Source organism: Streptosporangium sp. NPDC087985, from assembly GCF_044741965.1.
In the GTDB taxonomy this organism is placed as follows: Bacteria; Actinomycetota; Actinomycetes; order Streptosporangiales; family Streptosporangiaceae; genus Streptosporangium.
This window is the reverse complement of record NZ_JBIUTQ010000036.1, coordinates 1-15,910: the sequence shown is the minus strand read 5'-3', so window position 1 is coordinate 15,910 and position 15,910 is coordinate 1. Positions and strand designations below refer to the sequence as shown.

At 68.2% G+C, this 15,910-nt stretch carries 16 protein-coding genes and 1 pseudogene; 10 read left to right on the top strand and 7 right to left on the bottom strand.

The genetic code is table 11. From position 1 onward, the window contains the following. Window positions 1–742, top strand: a pseudogene (locus tag ACIN94_RS31940) (hypothetical protein); the annotation flags it as partial. Window positions 743–891: 149 nt separating this feature from the next. Here the strand turns inward: ACIN94_RS31940 and ACIN94_RS31935 are convergent. The 4 genes from ACIN94_RS31935 to ACIN94_RS31920 form a co-directional block, all read right to left on the bottom strand. Continuing rightward, on the bottom strand, window positions 892–1,095 hold the full coding sequence (locus tag ACIN94_RS31935) for a hypothetical protein (RefSeq protein ID WP_400714467.1): 204 nt from the start codon (window positions 1,093–1,095) through the stop codon (window positions 892–894). A gap of 170 nt (window positions 1,096–1,265) precedes the next feature. Beyond that, window positions 1,266–1,787, bottom strand: coding sequence for a YbhB/YbcL family Raf kinase inhibitor-like protein (locus ACIN94_RS31930; protein ID WP_400714464.1), 522 nt, complete (start codon window positions 1,785–1,787; stop codon window positions 1,266–1,268). 83 nt (window positions 1,788–1,870) lie between these two features. Next, window positions 1,871–2,725 carry an ABC transporter ATP-binding protein gene (locus ACIN94_RS31925; RefSeq protein ID WP_400714461.1) on the bottom strand — a complete coding sequence of 285 codons (855 nt, stop codon included), beginning with the start codon at window positions 2,723–2,725 and terminating at the stop codon, window positions 1,871–1,873. Next, on the bottom strand, window positions 2,718–3,647 hold the full coding sequence (locus ACIN94_RS31920) for an ABC transporter permease (protein WP_400714458.1): 930 nt from the start codon (window positions 3,645–3,647) through the stop codon (window positions 2,718–2,720). Before ACIN94_RS31920 ends, ACIN94_RS31925 begins: the two co-directional genes overlap by 8 nt. Window positions 3,648–4,148: 501 nt before the next feature. Here ACIN94_RS31920 and ACIN94_RS31915 point away from each other — a divergent pair. The 5 genes from ACIN94_RS31915 (at window position 4,149) to ACIN94_RS31895 (ending at window position 9,785) form a co-directional block, all read left to right on the top strand. Further along, window positions 4,149–5,780 (top strand): ABC transporter substrate-binding protein, encoded by a 1,632-nt coding sequence (locus tag ACIN94_RS31915; RefSeq protein WP_400714455.1) that lies wholly within the window; start codon window positions 4,149–4,151, stop codon window positions 5,778–5,780. 120 nt (window positions 5,781–5,900) lie between these two features. Beyond that, window positions 5,901–6,830 carry an ABC transporter permease gene (locus ACIN94_RS31910; protein ID WP_400714452.1) on the top strand — a complete coding sequence of 310 codons (930 nt, stop codon included), beginning with the start codon at window positions 5,901–5,903 and terminating at the stop codon, window positions 6,828–6,830. Further along, window positions 6,823–7,740 carry an ABC transporter permease gene (locus ACIN94_RS31905; RefSeq protein ID WP_400714449.1) on the top strand — a complete coding sequence of 306 codons (918 nt, stop codon included), beginning with the start codon at window positions 6,823–6,825 and terminating at the stop codon, window positions 7,738–7,740. The genes ACIN94_RS31910 and ACIN94_RS31905 overlap by 8 nt, the downstream gene beginning before the upstream one ends. A 10-nt stretch (window positions 7,741–7,750) precedes the next feature. Continuing rightward, complete coding sequence (locus tag ACIN94_RS31900; protein ID WP_400714446.1) at window positions 7,751–8,788, top strand: ABC transporter ATP-binding protein; 1,038 nt, start codon at window positions 7,751–7,753, stop codon at window positions 8,786–8,788. Beyond that, a complete protein-coding gene (locus ACIN94_RS31895; RefSeq protein ID WP_400714443.1) occupies window positions 8,772–9,785 on the top strand; it encodes an ABC transporter ATP-binding protein in 1,014 nt (337 codons plus the stop codon). The genes ACIN94_RS31900 and ACIN94_RS31895 overlap by 17 nt, the downstream gene beginning before the upstream one ends. Before the next feature lie 106 nt (window positions 9,786–9,891). Here the strand turns inward: ACIN94_RS31895 and ACIN94_RS31890 are convergent, their stop codons facing one another. After that, a complete protein-coding gene (locus ACIN94_RS31890) occupies window positions 9,892–10,389 on the bottom strand; it encodes a hypothetical protein (protein WP_400714440.1) in 498 nt (165 codons plus the stop codon). Between the two features lie 254 nt (window positions 10,390–10,643). Continuing rightward, a complete protein-coding gene (locus ACIN94_RS31885; protein WP_400714437.1) occupies window positions 10,644–11,444 on the bottom strand; it encodes an S-adenosyl-l-methionine hydroxide adenosyltransferase family protein in 801 nt (266 codons plus the stop codon). Between the two features lie 140 nt (window positions 11,445–11,584). Between ACIN94_RS31885 and ACIN94_RS31880 the strand changes: the two genes are divergently transcribed. Further along, window positions 11,585–11,887: a DUF3263 domain-containing protein gene (locus ACIN94_RS31880; RefSeq protein WP_400714434.1), complete on the top strand. Its 303-nt coding sequence runs from the start codon at window positions 11,585–11,587 to the stop codon at window positions 11,885–11,887. Between the two features lie 124 nt (window positions 11,888–12,011). After that, window positions 12,012–12,794, top strand: a complete 783-nt coding sequence (otsB, locus tag ACIN94_RS31875) for a trehalose-phosphatase (protein WP_400714431.1) — start codon at window positions 12,012–12,014, stop codon at window positions 12,792–12,794. Between the two features lie 36 nt (window positions 12,795–12,830). On the opposite strand, the gene ACIN94_RS31870 is transcribed toward otsB, so the two are convergent. Continuing rightward, on the bottom strand, window positions 12,831–14,261 hold the full coding sequence (locus ACIN94_RS31870; protein ID WP_400714428.1) for a trehalose-6-phosphate synthase: 1,431 nt from the start codon (window positions 14,259–14,261) through the stop codon (window positions 12,831–12,833). Between the two features lie 101 nt (window positions 14,262–14,362). On the opposite strand from ACIN94_RS31870, the gene ACIN94_RS31865 reads away from it, so the two are divergent. Further along, entirely contained in the window at window positions 14,363–14,920 is a 558-nt protein-coding gene (locus ACIN94_RS31865; protein WP_400714425.1) for an RNA polymerase sigma factor, read from the top strand. Between the two features lie 247 nt (window positions 14,921–15,167). Next, on the top strand, window positions 15,168–15,910 hold a 743-nt coding region (locus ACIN94_RS31860; RefSeq protein ID WP_400714422.1), incomplete at its 3' end, for an alpha-lytic protease prodomain-containing protein.

Sequence of the window (15,910 nt, the reverse complement as noted above, 5' to 3'; positions counted from 1 at the left end):
GGACGCCCTGGTCGACGTGCCGGCTGTCGAAGGCCCGGTGGCCGAGGCGTTGACGGTCGAGCAGTCGATGGCCGAGGCTCCGGTGGCGGACGTCCCGGCTGTCGAAGGCTCGATGGTCGAGGACTCGGTGGTCGAGGCTCCGCTGTCGGACGCTCCGGCCGAGGCTCCGATGGCGGACGCCCTGGTCGACGTGCCGGCTGTCGAAGGCCCGGTGGCCGAGGCGTTGACGGTCGAGCAGTCGATGGCCGAGGCTCCGGTGGCGGACGTCCCGGCCGTCGAAGGCGCCATGGTCGAGGACTCGGTGGTCGAGGCTCCGATGGCCGACGCTCCCGCAGAGGGCGGTCTGCCGACCGAGGTTCTCCCGGCCCTCGGCGACGGTGTCAGCAACCTGACCGCCGTGGCCACGCAGAGCGTCGAGGCCACTGAGGCCTCCACCGAGGCGGCCGAGGAGTCCTCCAAGCGCGACGGCGTCGTCGACGCGGCGGACCAGACCGTCACGGAGAACGCCGAGCAGGCGGACACCGTTGCCCCGCTGGTGGACGCCGTGACCTCGGACGAGGCCGCGCCGGCCGCCGAGGGCGCCATCTCGATCGTCCCCGTCGACTCCGGTGACGTAGTCGCGCCGTCGGCCGTCGGCACCGACGCGGAGAGCACCGAGGTCGTCACCGAGGCCGTCGACACCGAGGCCAACGCCTCCGAGGCCGACGCCACCACGAGCGTCGACAAGGGCGCCGCTGAGTAATCACGGCGAGGCGGAGAACCGCCGTGACGGCGGATGGTCACGGCGACGCGGAAACATGGATCCGCGGTGAGATGGGATATTCACTGCGGCGCCGGGTGTTCGCGACAGCAGAGACCGGCCGGTGCGCACCGGCCGGTCTCTGCGCGTGTTCAGAGGCCAGGTTCTCGCACGGAGGTGCGACGGGCGATCTGAGCCTGAAGTCTGGCCATCTGCCAGTGCAGCTCGATGAGCTGCTCGACCAGTTGGAGACGGGGAATCTCTGACGGGTCCTCTGTGGCCAGGTGGTCGATCGCCGTCGACAGCTCTCGCATCGCGCGCCCCCACTCCATGACGACTTCCTTGAATCGAAACAACGTTCGAATCATAGCGGAGCGCCCGTCACGATGTCAGCGGATTGCCCCCGGAGGGCCCACCGATGGCCGGCGCCGGTATCCGGCGCCGTTCACCGGTGTCCGAGCCGCGACGTGCGGCGTCGCCGTCAACCCGCGAGGGCGTGCCGACGTCGAGGGCGGGTCCCTGCGCCTCAGGTTTCGTACACGGGGGCGATGTATCCGCGGGCCAGGGTGTGGGCAATGATGTTGAAGCCCACCACGGGCGGTGGGGTGTCGGCCTCCACGCCGAGCTTCTCCACATCGAGGGCGTGTACGGCGAACAGATAACGATGCGGCCAGCCGGGCGGCGGGGCGGCGCCGCCGTAGGCGCTGATGCCGTAGTCGTTGCGGCTGTGCACGCCGAAACCGGAGCCGGCGGCGCCCGCTCCGGCGGGCAGCTCGGTCACCTCGGCGGGGATGTCGAACAGCAGCCAGTGCCAGAATCCGCTGCCGGTGGGGGCGTCGGGGTCGTAGCACGTCACCGCGTAGCTCAGGGTGCCCTCGGGAGCCCCCGACCAGCGCAGGTGCGGGGAGATGTTCTGCCCGGTCGCCCCCCAGTCGTCGAACACCTGGGCCTCGGACATGGTCTCGCCGTCGCGGACGTCATCGCTCTCGACGGTCAGCGCGGGAACCTGGGGCAGGAAGTCATAGGGAATCGGTGGCCGTGGAGACACGGTTCACCTCCAGTGGGAGCGGTCTTGTCGGTCGCCCCTCATCCTGCCCCGCCACAGGCCGTTGTAGCGAGTGTGGGCGCGCCTCAGACGCTGTTGTAGGCGGCGAGCACCGTCTTCGGGTCGCCATCCATCTTGATCTTGCCCTTGTGCAGCCAGATCACCCGGTTACAGGTCTCCTCGATCACATCGAGGTTGTGCGCGACCAGGAAGACCGTGCCGGCCTCGTCACGCATCTTCTTGATCCGTTCCTGGCTCTTGCGCTTGAAGTCGCGGTCACCGGTGGCCAGGGCCTCGTCGATGAGAAGCACGTCGTGGGCCTTGGCGGAGGCGATGGCGAAGCGGAGGCGGGCACCCATGCCGGAGGAGTAGGTCGACATGGGGAACTGCACGAACTCTCCGATGCCGGAGAAGTCGACGATATCGTCGTACTTCTCTCTCACCTGCCGGGGGTTCATGCCCATCGCGTAGCAGCCGAGCACGATGTTGCGCTCGCCGGTGAGTTCGCGCATCAGCGCGGCGTTGACACCGAGCAGGGAGGGCTGGCCGTCGGTGTAGACCGCACCCGAGTGGGGCGGCAGAAGGCCGGCGATGGCGCGCAGCATGGTGGACTTGCCCGAGCCGTTACGGCCGATGATGCCGATGGCGTCGCCGTGATGGGCCACGAAGGAGACTCCGCGGACGGCGTGGACCTCCTTCATCTGCGGCCGGCCCTGGCGCCTGATCATGCGCATGAGGGCGTTGGCCGCGTTGCCCTTCTCGGCGTCGGTGGTGGCGCCGTACACGCGGTAGATGATGTGCAGGTCGTCCACGATGACCGTCGGAGTTCCCATCCGGCTGTTGCCGACGGGGTCCGGGTTGGGGTGCACCCTGACATCCGTGGTCGGGACGCCGGGTTCCTCAGCCTTCACTTGGGGCAGCTCCTCGGTCAACTCAGCCACGTCCGTACTTCTCCTCGGCCCGCCAGAAGTACCAGAAGCCGCCGATCAGGGCGAACACGGCCCAGAATATGCAGACGGACCAGATCCACGAGCTTGGGGCGTGCGTCTGGTGCGTCTGCATGAGCAGGTCGCGCATCAGTTCGATGTAGGCGGCGGCCGGATTGGCGTACATGATGTCCGCCACCCACTGGACGGTGATCCTGTCCTGGATCGAGAAGAAGACGCCGGAGGAGTAGAGCCAGGTGCGCGTGATGAACGGCAGGAGCTGGTTCAGGTCGCGGGCGGTGGCGCCGATGCGGGACAGGACCAGGCTGGCGCCGACGTTGAACATCGTCTGCAGCAGCAGGGCGACAGGGACCAGCAGCCAGAACCAGGTGATCGGCTCACCGGTGATCAAGATCACCGTGAACAGCACACCCATGGAGATCATGAGCTGCTGGAATTCCTGGATCGTGTAGGCCAGCGGGAGCGCCGCGCGGGGGAAGTGCAGTGCGCGGATCATCGACAGATTGCCGGAGATCGCCTTGGCCCCGCTGCTTACCGAGCGCTGGGTGTAGGTGAAGACGAACATCCCGGTGATGAGGAACGCGGGATAGTTGTCGATGTTCCCCCTCGCGCCGAGGATGAGGCCGAACATCACGTAGTAGATCCCCGCGTTGAGCAGCGGGGTGAGGACCTGCCAGAGCTGGCCCAGGGCTGAGTTGCTGTACTTCGAGACGTTGCGCGAGGTCGCGTAGGTCATGACGAAGTGCCGTCGTTCCCACAACTGGCGCAGGTAGACGGGCAGACTGGGGCGTGCGATGGCACGTCGAAGTCCGTAACGCTCGGCGAGCTTGGCCAGCGGCTCTTGCCCCATGTCTGGGGTGCCGTTACTCGGGCCGCCCGCCTGGGCGTCCGCGATCGCGGATTCCGGCTGGCTCATGGCAAGGACTCTATTGGATGCGAGTGGTTGAAGTGCCTGCGGCGGTGCTCCGCCGCACACATTGGACGGGATCTCTGCGGAAGAGGTTCCAGGGCAATTATGTGGTCCGCCGGTGAACCTGCACCCCCCTGCGGCGAGGTCAACGTTAGCCCAGGTAGAGGTCATCCGCGGGGAACGGACACGACCACTCCCGTGGGGAGGGTATTTTGGCGTGACCGTTCACGCCCTACATGGGCCCTATGTCTACTTATGGTCTTCATGGGGGCTTGGGCCGGCCGGGTTGGCAGACGCATGACACCTAATTGGCGAATATGTGACTGAACTGCAACATCACAGAGATGTTTTGGTGTGGAGTGGTGCGGGATAGTCGCGTCCGACCGGTGTGACGTCAGCACCTTGGCCGGAACGGCGGGGTGGGAGGACCATGACACCCTCCGTCTGGCCGCCCAAGCTTCGGAACCTCATTGGCGACGTCCACCTGTAAAGGGAGGAATTACCACAATGCGCGTTACTAAGAGCGCACGGATTATCGCTGGTACCGCGCTGCTCGCTCTGGGGCTGGCCGCGTGCGGCAGTCAGAGCTCCACGGGTGACGGGACGGCCTCGGCCGACCGGCCCGTGCGCATGGAGCTCGGTGAGCCGCAGAAGCTCTTCTACCCCGGTGACACCACCGAGTCCGAGGGCTCCGAGGTCCTGGCCGCCGTTTTCGCTCCGCTGGTGAGCTATGACGAGAACAAGCAGGTTGTCGACGATGTCGCCGAGTCGATCAAGACGACCGACAACAAGGTCTGGACGATCAAGCTTAAGCCGGGCTACACCTGGCACAACGGTGACCCGCTGACCGCGCAGAACTACGTCGACGCGTGGAACTACGCCGCCAACCAGGACAACGCCCAGAGCGCCAACGGCTTCTTCAGCCGTATCGAGGGCTGGGCCGACCTGAACCCGGGCGAGGGCAAGCCCGTCTCCGCCGAGGGGATGAAGGGTCTGCAGGTCGTCGACGACACCACCTTCAAGGTCACCCTCAGCCAGCCGTTCTCGCAGTTCAAGACGATGCTGGGCTACACGGCGTTCTACCCGCTGCCCAAGGTCGCGTTCGGTGACGACGGAAAGATCACCGACACGTACGCCAAGCAGCCGATCGGGCAGGGTTACTTCAAGTTCGACAAGCCCTACAACAAGGGCACGGACCAGACGATCAACCTGACCCGGTACGACGCGTTCCCCGGGGAGAAGCCGAAGTTCGACAAGCTCCAGTTCAAGCTCTACTCGAGCTCTGAGACCGCGTTCAACGACCTGCGCGCGGGCAACCTGGACATCCACGACTCGCTGCCCCCGTCGGCGGTCGCCAGCGCCAAGGCCGAGCTCGGCGAGCGCTACATCGACCAGGCCGACGCCGGCGTCGGCTACATCGGCTTCCCGCTGCAGTACAACAAGCTCTACTCGGACGTGAGGGTCCGCGAGGCCATCTCCATGGCCATCGACCGCAAGACGATCGCCGAGACGGTCTTCTCGGGCACCCGCGCCCCGGCCGACGACTTCATCAACCCGCTGCTCGACGGCTACCGCGCGGGCGCCTGCGCGGTCTGCACCTACGACCCCGCCAAGGCCAAGGCGCAGTACGCCGCCGCCAACGGTCCGAAGACGCTGGAGCTGGGCTACAACTCCGACGGTCCGCACAAGGAGTGGATCGAGGCCGTCGCCAACAACCTGCGCGCCAACCTCGGCGTCGACGTCCAGGTGAAGCCGTTCGAGAAGTTCGCCTCGATCCTCGACGAGCTCGACAAGAAGACCTACGGCGGTATGTTCCGCATGGGCTGGGCGATCGACTACCCGTCGGCGGAGAACTACCTGACCCCGATCTTCTCCACCGTCGCGATCAAGACCGGCTCCAACTACGCCGGCTGGTCCAACAAGGAGTTCGACGACCTCCTCGCCAAGGGCGACACCGCCCCGACGCAGGAGGAGGGCCTGAAGTTCTACCAGCAGGCCGATGACATCCTGATCAAGGAACTGCCGTACGTTCCGGTGTACTTCTACCGGACCAACGCCGCGTTCTCCCAGCATGTCAAGGGCGTCAAGATCAACCTCCTCAACCAGGTCGAATGGATCAACGTCGAGAAGGTCGACTGACGGACGGCTGCGGGCCGGGTGTCTGAGCCCGGCCCCATGGACTGCCTCGGGCAGCCCCCGACACCGCACACCCCAACCGGTTCCGAGGGGCTGCCCCCGAGGCATGTACGGGAGGCTTGAATGAGCCGTTACATCATCAGGCGCCTTATCCAGGCGATACCTGTCCTGCTGGGCGCCACCCTGCTCATCTACGCCATCGTCTTCGCGCTGCCCGGCGATCCCATCGCGGCGCTGGCGGGCGAGAAGCGGATGGACCCCAACATCGTCGCCATCCTGCGGGAGCAGTACCACCTGAACGACCCGTTCCTGGTGCAGTACTGGTACTACATCGTGGGCCTGTTCGGTGGCGACTTCGGCACCACCTTCGCCGGGGTTCCGGTCACGGACCTCATGGCCGGCAAGTTCCAGGTGACCATCAACCTGGCGGTGATGGCCCTGATCATGGAGGCGATCATCGGAGTGGGTCTCGGCCTCTACGCGGCGCTGCGCCACGGCAAGGCCCAGGACTCGATGATCCTCGCGTCCACGCTGGTGCTGATCTCCGTCCCCACCCTGGTCACCGGCTTCGTGCTCCAGCTGCTCCTGGGAGTGAAGCTGGGGATCGGCTTCTTCCCCGTCGCGGGCGTGGGAGACGGCTGGCGCAGCTATCTGCTGCCCGGCTTCGTGCTCGCCGGGGTGTCGATCGCCTACCTCACCCGGCTCACCCGGACCAGTCTCGTGGAGACCCTGCGCGCCGACTACGTCCGCACCGCGGTGGCCAAGGGCCTGCCCCGGCGCCGGGTCGTCGGCCGGCACGCGCTGCGCAACGCGCTGATCCCGCTGGTCACCTATCTCGGCGCCGACCTCGGCACGCTGATGGGCGGCGCGGTGATCACCGAAACGATCTTCAACCTGCCCGGTATCGGCCAGCAGCTGTTCAGCTCGGTCTACCTGCGCGAACAGTCCGTGGTCGTCGGCATCGTGACCGTGCTGGTGCTGATCTACATCCTGGCCAACCTGGTCGTCGACCTGCTCTACGCCGTGCTCGACCCGAGGATCCGCTATGAGTGACACCCTTGCCCCGCCCGCCGGGCGCGCCAGACATGGCAAGAAGCCCAAGCCCGAGAAGGCCGCGAGCCTGTGGAGCGACGCCTGGCACGATCTGCGCCGTCGCCCGCTCTTCATCGGCTCTGCCGTGCTTATCGGCATTTTTCTCATCATGTCGGTGCTGCCGTGGCTCTTCACGTCGATTGATCCGTTCAACGCCGTGAACTGCCAGCTCGGCGACGCCCGTAAGGGCATGAGCGGCGCCCACTGGTTCGGCACCGACAACCTCGGCTGTGACGTCTACGCCCGCACGGTCTACGGTGCCCGCAACTCGATCGTGGTCGGCGTGACGACCACCGTCGTCACCGCGGTGGTCGGCGGCCTGCTCGGCCTCGTCGCGGGGTTCAAGGGCGGTGCGGTGGACACCCTGTTCTCCCGGATCACCGAGGTCTTCTTCGCGATCCCGTCGATCCTCGGCGCCCTGCTCATCCTGGCCGTCTTCCGCACGGGCAACGTCTGGACCGTCATGCTGGCGCTGGCCGTACTGGCCTGGCCGATGACCTTCCGCATCATGCGGGCCGCGGTGATCACCGCCAAGAGCCAGGACTACGTGGTCGCGGCCCGGGCACTCGGCGCCTCCGCGCCCCGGCTCATGTTCCGGCACATCCTGCCGAACGCGGTCGCGCCCGTGATCGTGGTCGCCACGATCAACCTGGGCGGCTTCATCGCCGCCGAGGCCGGTCTGTCGTTCCTCGGCGTGGGCCTGCGCTCGCCGGACATCTCCTGGGGACTCATGATCTCCGATGCCCGTGAGCGCTTCCTGGAGGCTCCGGGGCCGCTGCTCTTCCCGGCGCTGTTCCTGAGCCTGACCGTGCTGGCCTTCATCATGCTGGGCGACGCGGTCCGCGACGCCCTCGATCCGAAGCTGCGGTAAGGGGGAACCTGTGAAGAAGACGACAACGTCGGTGGTGCCGGCGACGGGAGCCCTGGGCAACGAGCCCCTGCTCGCCGTCGACGACCTGCACGTGGAGTTCGTCACCAGGCAGGGCGTCGTCAAGGCGGTCAACGGGGTCAGCTACTCGCTCAACCCCGGAGAGACGCTCGCCGTGCTCGGTGAGTCGGGCTCCGGCAAGTCGGTGACCGCGCAGGCGATCATGGGCATCCTCGACATGCCGCCGGCCCGCATCCCCCGGGGCGAGATCCGCTTCCGCGGCACGGACCTGCTCAAGCTGAGCGAGGACGCCCGTTCCCAGGTCCGTGGCCAGCGGATCTCGATGATCTTCCAGGACGCGCTCTCCGCGCTGAACCCGGTGTTCACCGTGGGCTCGCAGATCGGGGAGATGTTCCGGGTGCACCGTGGAACCTCCCGGCGCGAGGCCGAGAAGAAGGCCGTCGAGCTGATGGACCGGGTCCGCATCCCCGGCGCCAAGCAGCGGGTGCACGACTACCCCCACCAGTTCTCCGGCGGCATGCGCCAGCGCATCATGATCGCGATGTCGATCGCGCTCGATCCGGAGGTGCTGATAGCCGACGAGCCGACCACCGCGCTCGACGTGACGGTGCAGGCCCAGATCATGGAACTCCTCGCCGAACTGCAGCGCGAGAGCAACATGGGCCTGATCCTCATCACCCACGACCTCGGCGTGGTCGCCGACGTCGCGGACAAGATCGCGGTCATGTACGGCGGGCGGATCGTGGAGAACGCCCTCGTGCACGACATCTACCGGGCACCCGCCCATCCGTACGCCAAGGGGCTGCTGGACTCGATCCCCCGGGTCGACCAGAAGGGCCAGGAGCTGTACGCCATCAAGGGCACACCGCCGAACCTGCTGGCGATGCCCTCGGGCTGCGCCTTCCACCCCCGGTGCCCCTACCGTCAGGACAGCTGCGTCACCGACGCGCCGCCTCTCCACGAGATCGGCCCGACGCGTAGCAGCGCCTGTCACTACTGGAGGGAGGTCCTCGATGGCAGCCGCAGGTGAGCCGATCCTTGAGGTCCGCGACCTGGTCAAGCACTTCCCGCTGAACCAGGGCATCCTCATGAAGAAGCAGGTCGGTGCGATCAAGGCCGTGGACGGGGTCTCCTTCGACCTGCGCCGCGGCGAGACGCTCGGCATCGTGGGCGAGTCCGGCTGTGGCAAGTCCACGCTGGCCAAGCTCCTGATGGCGCTGGAGCGGCCGACCTCCGGCTCCGTGAAGATCAACGGGCGGGAGATCGCCCAGGCCAGGGGCGGCGAGCTCAAGCGGGTCCGCCGCAACATCCAGATGGTCATGCAGGACCCGTACACCTCGCTGAACCCCCGGATGACCGTGGGCGACATCATCGGCGAGCCGTACGAGATCCACCAGGAGGTCGCCCCCAAGGGCGACCGGCGCCGCAAGGTGCAGGAGCTGCTTGAGGTCGTGGGGCTCAACCCCGAGCACATCAACCGCTACCCGCACCAGTTCTCCGGCGGGCAGCGTCAGCGTATCGGCATCGCCCGCGGTCTGGCGCTCCAGCCGGAGATCATCGTCTGCGACGAGCCCGTGTCCGCGCTCGACGTGTCGATCCAGGCCCAGGTCATCAACCTGCTGGAGCGGCTGCAGAACGAGCTGGGCCTCGCCTACATCTTCATCGCGCACGACCTGTCGGTGGTCCGTCACATCTCCGACAGGGTGGGAGTGATGTATCTGGGCAAGATGGTCGAGCTCGGCAAGGACACCGAGATCTACGACCGCCCGGCCCATCCGTACACCCAGGCGCTGCTGTCGGCGGTGCCGGTGCCCGACCCGGACGGGCGTGAGCGGCGTGAGCGGATCATCCTGCAGGGTGACCCGCCGTCCCCGGCCAACCCGCCGTCGGGCTGCCGGTTCCGCACCAGGTGCTGGAAGGCGCAGGATATCTGCGCCCAGCAGGAGCCGCTGCTGCAGATCCGGCCGGGCACCGCGCACGCGAGCGCCTGCCACTTCGCCGAGACCCACGACGTGGTGCACCTGTAGGAGGGTCCGCGAACGCAGAGGGCCCGGAAACGCAGGAGGGCGGCGCTTCCCCATGGGATGGGGAAGCGCCGCCCTCTCTGTCTACTGCCACCTGCTACCGGTGCGGTCAGCCGCCGATCTGGCTGCCGAGGACGTTGGCGTTGATGCCGCCGATGCCGACGAGGCCACCCACGCCGACGCCGTGGCCGAAACCGCTGCCGCTGCTGACGATGTTGCCGTTGCCGACGACGCCGCGGCCACCGAAGCCGCCGATGCCGCCGCCGAAGCCGCGGCCGATGCCGCTGCCGTAGACGCCACCGCCGTAGATACCGCCGCCGTAGACGCCGGAGCCGTAGACGCCGACGCCGTAGTCGCAGCCGGCCGCGTACACGCCGCCGCAGCCGGCGCCGTAGACGCCGGAGCCGTAGACGACCGGCGTGCTGTAGACGGCGGTCGTCATGGGCGCGCAGGCGACGCTGGTGCTGTACACGGCGGCCGTCGGGGCGATGACCCCGCCGCAGCAGTTCGCGCTCTTGGCCGAGGACGTGGCTGCCGACGCGGCGGCGGCCGGCGCGAGGATGGCGACGCCGACGCAGGCGGTGGTGATGAGAAGACGACGAATCATTTGTTTTCCCCCCGAAAGGAAACCGCATCATTTCTGGACTGAAACTGTCCGTTTATGAGCGGCTACTGAAAGTAACGGGAGTGAGACTATCCATCGACATGCCTCAAAGTGGTGTCGGAATGGTCGGCCGGTGGTAATGATCGCGGCCCCAGAACAGGGGAAATCTTGGTTGACCTCCGGGCCGATCTATGATCCGCCCACCTGACGTGCTCTTGCCACGACACGTCCTCGCAGGTCAGCGCAGAGACCCTGGGTCAGGGGGCGAGGGACAGCCGGACGCGGGCTCCCGGAGGGAGCCCCAGCCGCTGGGAGGCGTCGCCGGCGTTGACCGCCAGGGCGATCAGCCCCGCCGAATCGGCGAAGGCGACCAGATCACCGGGGGGCACCGCGGCGAACGTCTCCCGGAACGGCACCGAGATCTGCCTCCTGCCCAGCCAGATCACCAGGGTGATGCCCGGCCGCACCCCGAGCGCGGCCAGATCGCCCGCATCCACCGACAGCTGGGTGTTGCCGTGACGGTCCACCGACAGCACCTCGCCCTCCACCATGCCCTCGTGCACCAGCGAGGTCGGCGTGGGCAGCGAGACCAGCCGCTCCAGCGGGATCTCCGGTCCAAGCTCTGCCAGGCCGCGCCCGACCGTCAGGTGTGCCGCCACCGGCGCGAAGATGTCGCGTCCGTGGAAGGTGGGCGACACCGGTCTCCTGAAGAGCTCCTCGTTGGTCAGCTCGTAGGCCGCCTCCGCGCCGCAGGAATGGGCCGCCCACGACAGCACGCCGTTGTCCGGGCCGAGGAACACGTGCCCGCCCGCCTTGATCGCCACCGGGCGGCGCGAGCCGCCGCCGGGATCCACCACGGCGACGTGCATGCCGGCGGGGAGATGGGGAATCGTCTGCGCCAGGATCGCCGCGGCGCGCCGTACGTCCCCCGACGGGACCAGATGGCACACATCGATGATCCGTGACTCCGGTGAGATCGAGAGGATCACGCCGTGGCAGGCGGCGACGTAGCCGTCCTCCAGGCCGTAGTCAGTGAGAAGACTGATGACAGAGGTCACTTGGTGACTGTACGTCCCCGTCTCTCGCATGAACAGCAGCAGAGACATGCGTCGTGAACGGCCGGAAATTCCCGACTATCCTGGCAGCGGGCCGCGCGCACGCGGTGTGATCACTCCGTGCCCGACCGAGGAGGACATCAATGGACACCGCGCCGACCCCCGGTGACGGCGCCGCCCAGGAGCCGGTCGGGCGGGCTCTGACGGACAGGGAACGGGAGATCCTCGCCTTCGAGCGCCAGTGGTGGCGCCACGCCGGCGCCAAGGAACAGGCCGTCCGCGAGACCTTCGACATCTCGGCGACCCGCTACTACCAGCTGCTCGGCGAGCTCATCGACAGACCCGAGGCGCTCGCCCACGATCCGATGCTGGTCAAGCGCCTGCGCCGGCTCCGCGAGACACGCCGCCGCGCCCGCGCCGCCCGCCGGACGGGCTTGCGCCCCTGATCTCCGGGTACGGCGAGGCGGGCGGGCTTGTGTCCCGTGTCCCCGGGTACGGACAGTCAGGCAAGCGGCCGGGCCGATCCTGTGGGGGAGCGAACCCGGTGAGCCGAGAAAGGGCCGAGCGACCATGAACACTCCCGATGGACTGCGAGCGATCCTGGACGACCCCGCCGGGGCGGTGATCGGGCTTGACTTCGACGGCACACTCTCCCCGATCGTGCCCGACCCCGAGTCGGCCAGGATCCACCCCGACGGTCCCGCGGTGCTGGCCAGGCTCGGCAGGCTGGTCGGTGCCATCGCGGTGATCACCGGCCGCCCGGCCGCCACCGCCGTCGAGTACGGCTCGCTGGCCGGAGTGCCGGGGCTGGTCGTGCTCGGCCACTACGGGCTCGAACGCTGGGAGGCGGGCACGCTCACCGCACCCCCCGCCCACCCGGGACTGGCCCGGGTCCGCGCCGAGCTGCCCCGGCTGGTCTCCATGTTTGACGGGGTCAGGATCGAGGACAAGGAACGGGCGGTAGCCGTGCACACACGGCGGGCGGCCGACCCGTGGGCCGCGCTGGAGGCGTTGCGCGAGCCGGTCGCCAAGCTGGCGGCCGAGACCGGCCTGGCGGTCGAGCCGGGCAAGTTCGTGCTGGAGCTGCGGCCCCCCGGAGTGGACAAGGGGGTGGCGCTCAGCACCTTCCTGCGCGAACGGGCGGCGCGGTCGGTGCTGTTCGCCGGGGACGACCTGGGTGACCTGGCGGCCTTCGCGGCCGTCCGGGCGTCTGGGCTGCCCGGTGTGACGGTTTTCAGCGGTTCGGATGAGATCTCCGTGGAGGCCGACATCGTCGTGGACGGCCCCCCGGGGGTGCTGAAGCTGCTCGGCTCGATCGCCGACGCCATCGAACGTCAGACCGCGGGGGGTTGAGGGCCCGAGCGGCAGGGGGCTGCCCCCAGGATGAGGCTAGGGGGTGCCGAGCGCGGTGAGCTGGTCGGAGAACCAGCGCCACGGGGGGAGTGCCGTGGCCGCGGCGGCCAGGCGGGCACCCCGGCGGGCGCGCTCCTCCTCGGGCATGATCAGGGCCTCGTGGAGGGCGGCGGCCGTCGCGGAGACGTCGTAGGGGTTGACCACGAGCGCGTGCTCGCCCAGCTCGGCGGCGGCGCCCGCCTCGCGGGACAGCACCAGCGCGCCGTGGGGGGACAGGATGGGGCCCTCCTTGGCCACCAGGTTCATGCCGTCGCGGATCGGGTTGACCAGCAGCACGTCGGCCAGTCGGTAGGCGGCCAGCGAGCGGGGATAGTCGTCGTGCACGTTGAGGATCACCGGGTCCCAGTCCTCGGTGGCGTACTCGTCCTCGATCTCCTGGGCGCACCGCTGCACCGCCGCGGTGTACTCGCGGTATTCGGGGAGGTCGTGCCGGGAGGGATAGGCGAAGGCGAGGTGCACGACCCTGCCGTGCCACTCGGGATGGGCCGCCAGGAACTCCCGGTAGGCCATCAGACCCCGGACGATGTTCTTGGACAGCTCGGTGCGGTCGATCCGCACGATCAGCTTGCGGTCGCCGACCTGGTCGCGGAGGGCGGCCATGTGTGACTCGACGTCGGGTTCGGACGCCCGGGCCCGCAGCGCCTCGCCGTCCACGCCGAGGCCGTGCACCCCGATCCGGGTGCTCCTGCCCCCGTGGGTGACCGTACGGCCGACGCGGTCCACCTCCGCTCCGAGCACCGTCTCGCAGCAGTCCATGAACGCCCCGGCCCAGCGCGCGGTCAGGAACCCCGCGTGGTCGGCACCCAGGATGCCTTCGAGCAGCTCGGTCCCGACGTCGTCGGGGAGCAGGCGGAAATACTCCGGCGGCGCCCACGGAGTGTGCGAGAAGTGGGCCACCCGCAGGTCGGGCCGCTCGCTTCTCAGCATGGCCGGGACCAGGGTCAGGTGGTAGTCCTGCACCATCACCCTCGCCCCGTGCGCGGCCTCCTCGGCCAGTGCCATCGCGAACGCCTCGTTGTAGGACTGGTAGGACTCCCACTCGCGGCGGAACCGGGCGTCGAAGTGTGGCCGGTTGGGGGTGTTGTAGAGGAGATGGTTGATGAACCAGAGGGTGGAGTTCGCCACCGCGTTGTAGGCCCGGTGGAAGACCGCCGGAGGGATGTCGAGCATCCGCACCGCCCCGGTGTCGTAGCCGGCGTGGTCGAGCCGGCCGCCGGGTGCCAGCCGTACGGCACCGCGGTCACCGTCGGACAGTGCGGCGCAGACCCAGAGCATGTCGAGGCCCTTGGCCACCTCGGCCAGGCCGGACACCAGGCCGCCGCCTCCCCGGCGCATGGTCAGGGAGCCGTCTTCGGAGAGGGTGAAGGAGACGGGGCCGCGGTTGGAGGCCACCAGGACGGCGTTCATCGATTCCCCTCGCCTTGGGACGCGCTTGCCTCGAAGATTAACCAAAAACGACCCTCGACCATAGGATGTCGAGTGACGGTGACCGGTGATAGGGGCTCGTGATGGCGCTGGACGAGACGACCGAGGAACTGGCCCGGGTGGCAGCCCAAGGTGATCATCGCGCGCTGGGTGAGCTGCTGAGACGGATCGAGCCAGATGTCCTGCGACACTGTGGACGCATCCTTCCCTACCGGCAGGACGCCGAGGAGGCGTGCCAGGACGCCTTGCTGGCGGTGGCCCGCAACATCGGCCGCTTCGAAGGACGTGCCCGTTTCACCACCTGGCTGCACATCGTGACCGCCAACTGCGCCCGGACCACCTACCGCTCGCTGAAGCGGCGTTCCGCCGAGCAGAGCTCCGACGAGCTGCCGCTGCAGAAGCCCGACGTCGCGCGGGTGAGTGTGATCGCCGGTTCCCGGCTGGACCTGCTCGACGCGATGGAGGCGCTGGAGGCCGACAGGCCCGAGCTGGCCCAGGCGCTGGTGCTGCGCGACATCTGCCAGCTCGACTACAACGAGGTGGCCGAGCAGCTCGGCATCCCGCTCGGCACCGCCAAGTCCCGCATCCACCAGGCCCGCAAATACGTCCAGGGCGCGCTGGGCGACGCCTACGGTTTCTGACCCTGCCGGGGAGCTCTCCGGCAGGGTCGCGACGCACCGGTGACCCCCACTCCTCCGCGCTGATCCGCAGGGCTCGGAGAGCGTCGGCGGAGCCTGCCCGAAATCGTGGTCCGCGTGGCGTGGGGCTTCTGCGTCCTTGACCGGCAACATCTGGATTAAGGTGGCGTTGCCTGTATCGCATGATCAATGAGTGGTACGCGGCGGTCTCCCCCCTCTTGCTGGGAAAGCCGAGGTCGAGGAGAGACCCATGCCCCGTAGACACGCCGTTATCTCGGGATGCGTTCTGGCGGTCACCGCTCTTGTCCTGGCGGCCACTCCGGCCGTTGCCCTCCCCCGGGAGGTCGCAGCCGCGCCGGATGGCCTGGCCGCGTTGAAGCCGCCGCCGGGCATGCTGGAGGCATTCCAGCGTGATCTCAATCTGACCAAGGACGAGGCCCAGACCCGTCTGCTCAACGAGACCCGCCTGGCGAAGGTCGAAGCGCAGCTCCGCGACGCGCTCGGTGGTCGCTTTGGTGGGTCCTGGTTCGTGGGAACCGTCGCGCAGACCCTCGTGGTGGCCACTACCAACTCCGCCGATCTTCCCCTGATCGTCGCCATGGGTGCCCGGGGCGAGCTCGTCGAGCGGCCGCTCGCCGAACTCACCTCGGCCCTGAAGACCATCGACCTGGCGCCGCCGTCGACGGCCAAGGGGAAGGTGCGCTACGCCGATGTGAAGAACAACCGGATCGTCGTCCTTACCAAGGACGCCCTGGCCACCGAGGATCTCATCGAGGCCAGCGGTGTGAACACGAATCTGGTGCAGGCGGTGGAGTCCAGCGAGCAGCCTCAGCTCCTCTCCGATCTGGTGGGGGGGCAGGCCTATTACATCGGCCTGACGGCCCGCTGCTCGATCGGCTTCCCCGTGACCAAGGGGACCCAGGGCGGTTTCGTCAGCGCCGGTCACTGCGGGACGGCGGGTAAGACCACGGCCGGTTTCAACCGGGCGTCCCA

What these genes read in the sequence shown, in the direction of transcription:
- ACIN94_RS31920 (WP_400714458.1), bottom strand. Translation starts at nt 3,647, where the DNA reads ATGAGCCAGCCGGAATCCGCGATCGCGGACGCCCAGGCGGGCGGCCCG.
- ACIN94_RS31915 (WP_400714455.1), top strand. Translation starts at nt 4,149, where the DNA reads ATGCGCGTTACTAAGAGCGCACGGATTATCGCTGGTACCGCGCTGCTC.
- ACIN94_RS31910 (WP_400714452.1), top strand. Translation starts at nt 5,901, where the DNA reads ATGAGCCGTTACATCATCAGGCGCCTTATCCAGGCGATACCTGTCCTG.
- ACIN94_RS31905 (WP_400714449.1), top strand. Translation starts at nt 6,823, where the DNA reads ATGAGTGACACCCTTGCCCCGCCCGCCGGGCGCGCCAGACATGGCAAG.
- ACIN94_RS31895 (WP_400714443.1), top strand. Translation starts at nt 8,772, where the DNA reads ATGGCAGCCGCAGGTGAGCCGATCCTTGAGGTCCGCGACCTGGTCAAG.
- ACIN94_RS31890 (WP_400714440.1), bottom strand. Translation starts at nt 10,389, where the DNA reads ATGATTCGTCGTCTTCTCATCACCACCGCCTGCGTCGGCGTCGCCATC.
- ACIN94_RS31880 (WP_400714434.1), top strand. Translation starts at nt 11,585, where the DNA reads ATGGACACCGCGCCGACCCCCGGTGACGGCGCCGCCCAGGAGCCGGTC.
- otsB (WP_400714431.1), top strand. Translation starts at nt 12,012, where the DNA reads ATGAACACTCCCGATGGACTGCGAGCGATCCTGGACGACCCCGCCGGG.
- ACIN94_RS31870 (WP_400714428.1), bottom strand. Translation starts at nt 14,261, where the DNA reads ATGAACGCCGTCCTGGTGGCCTCCAACCGCGGCCCCGTCTCCTTCACC.
- ACIN94_RS31865 (WP_400714425.1), top strand. Translation starts at nt 14,363, where the DNA reads ATGGCGCTGGACGAGACGACCGAGGAACTGGCCCGGGTGGCAGCCCAA.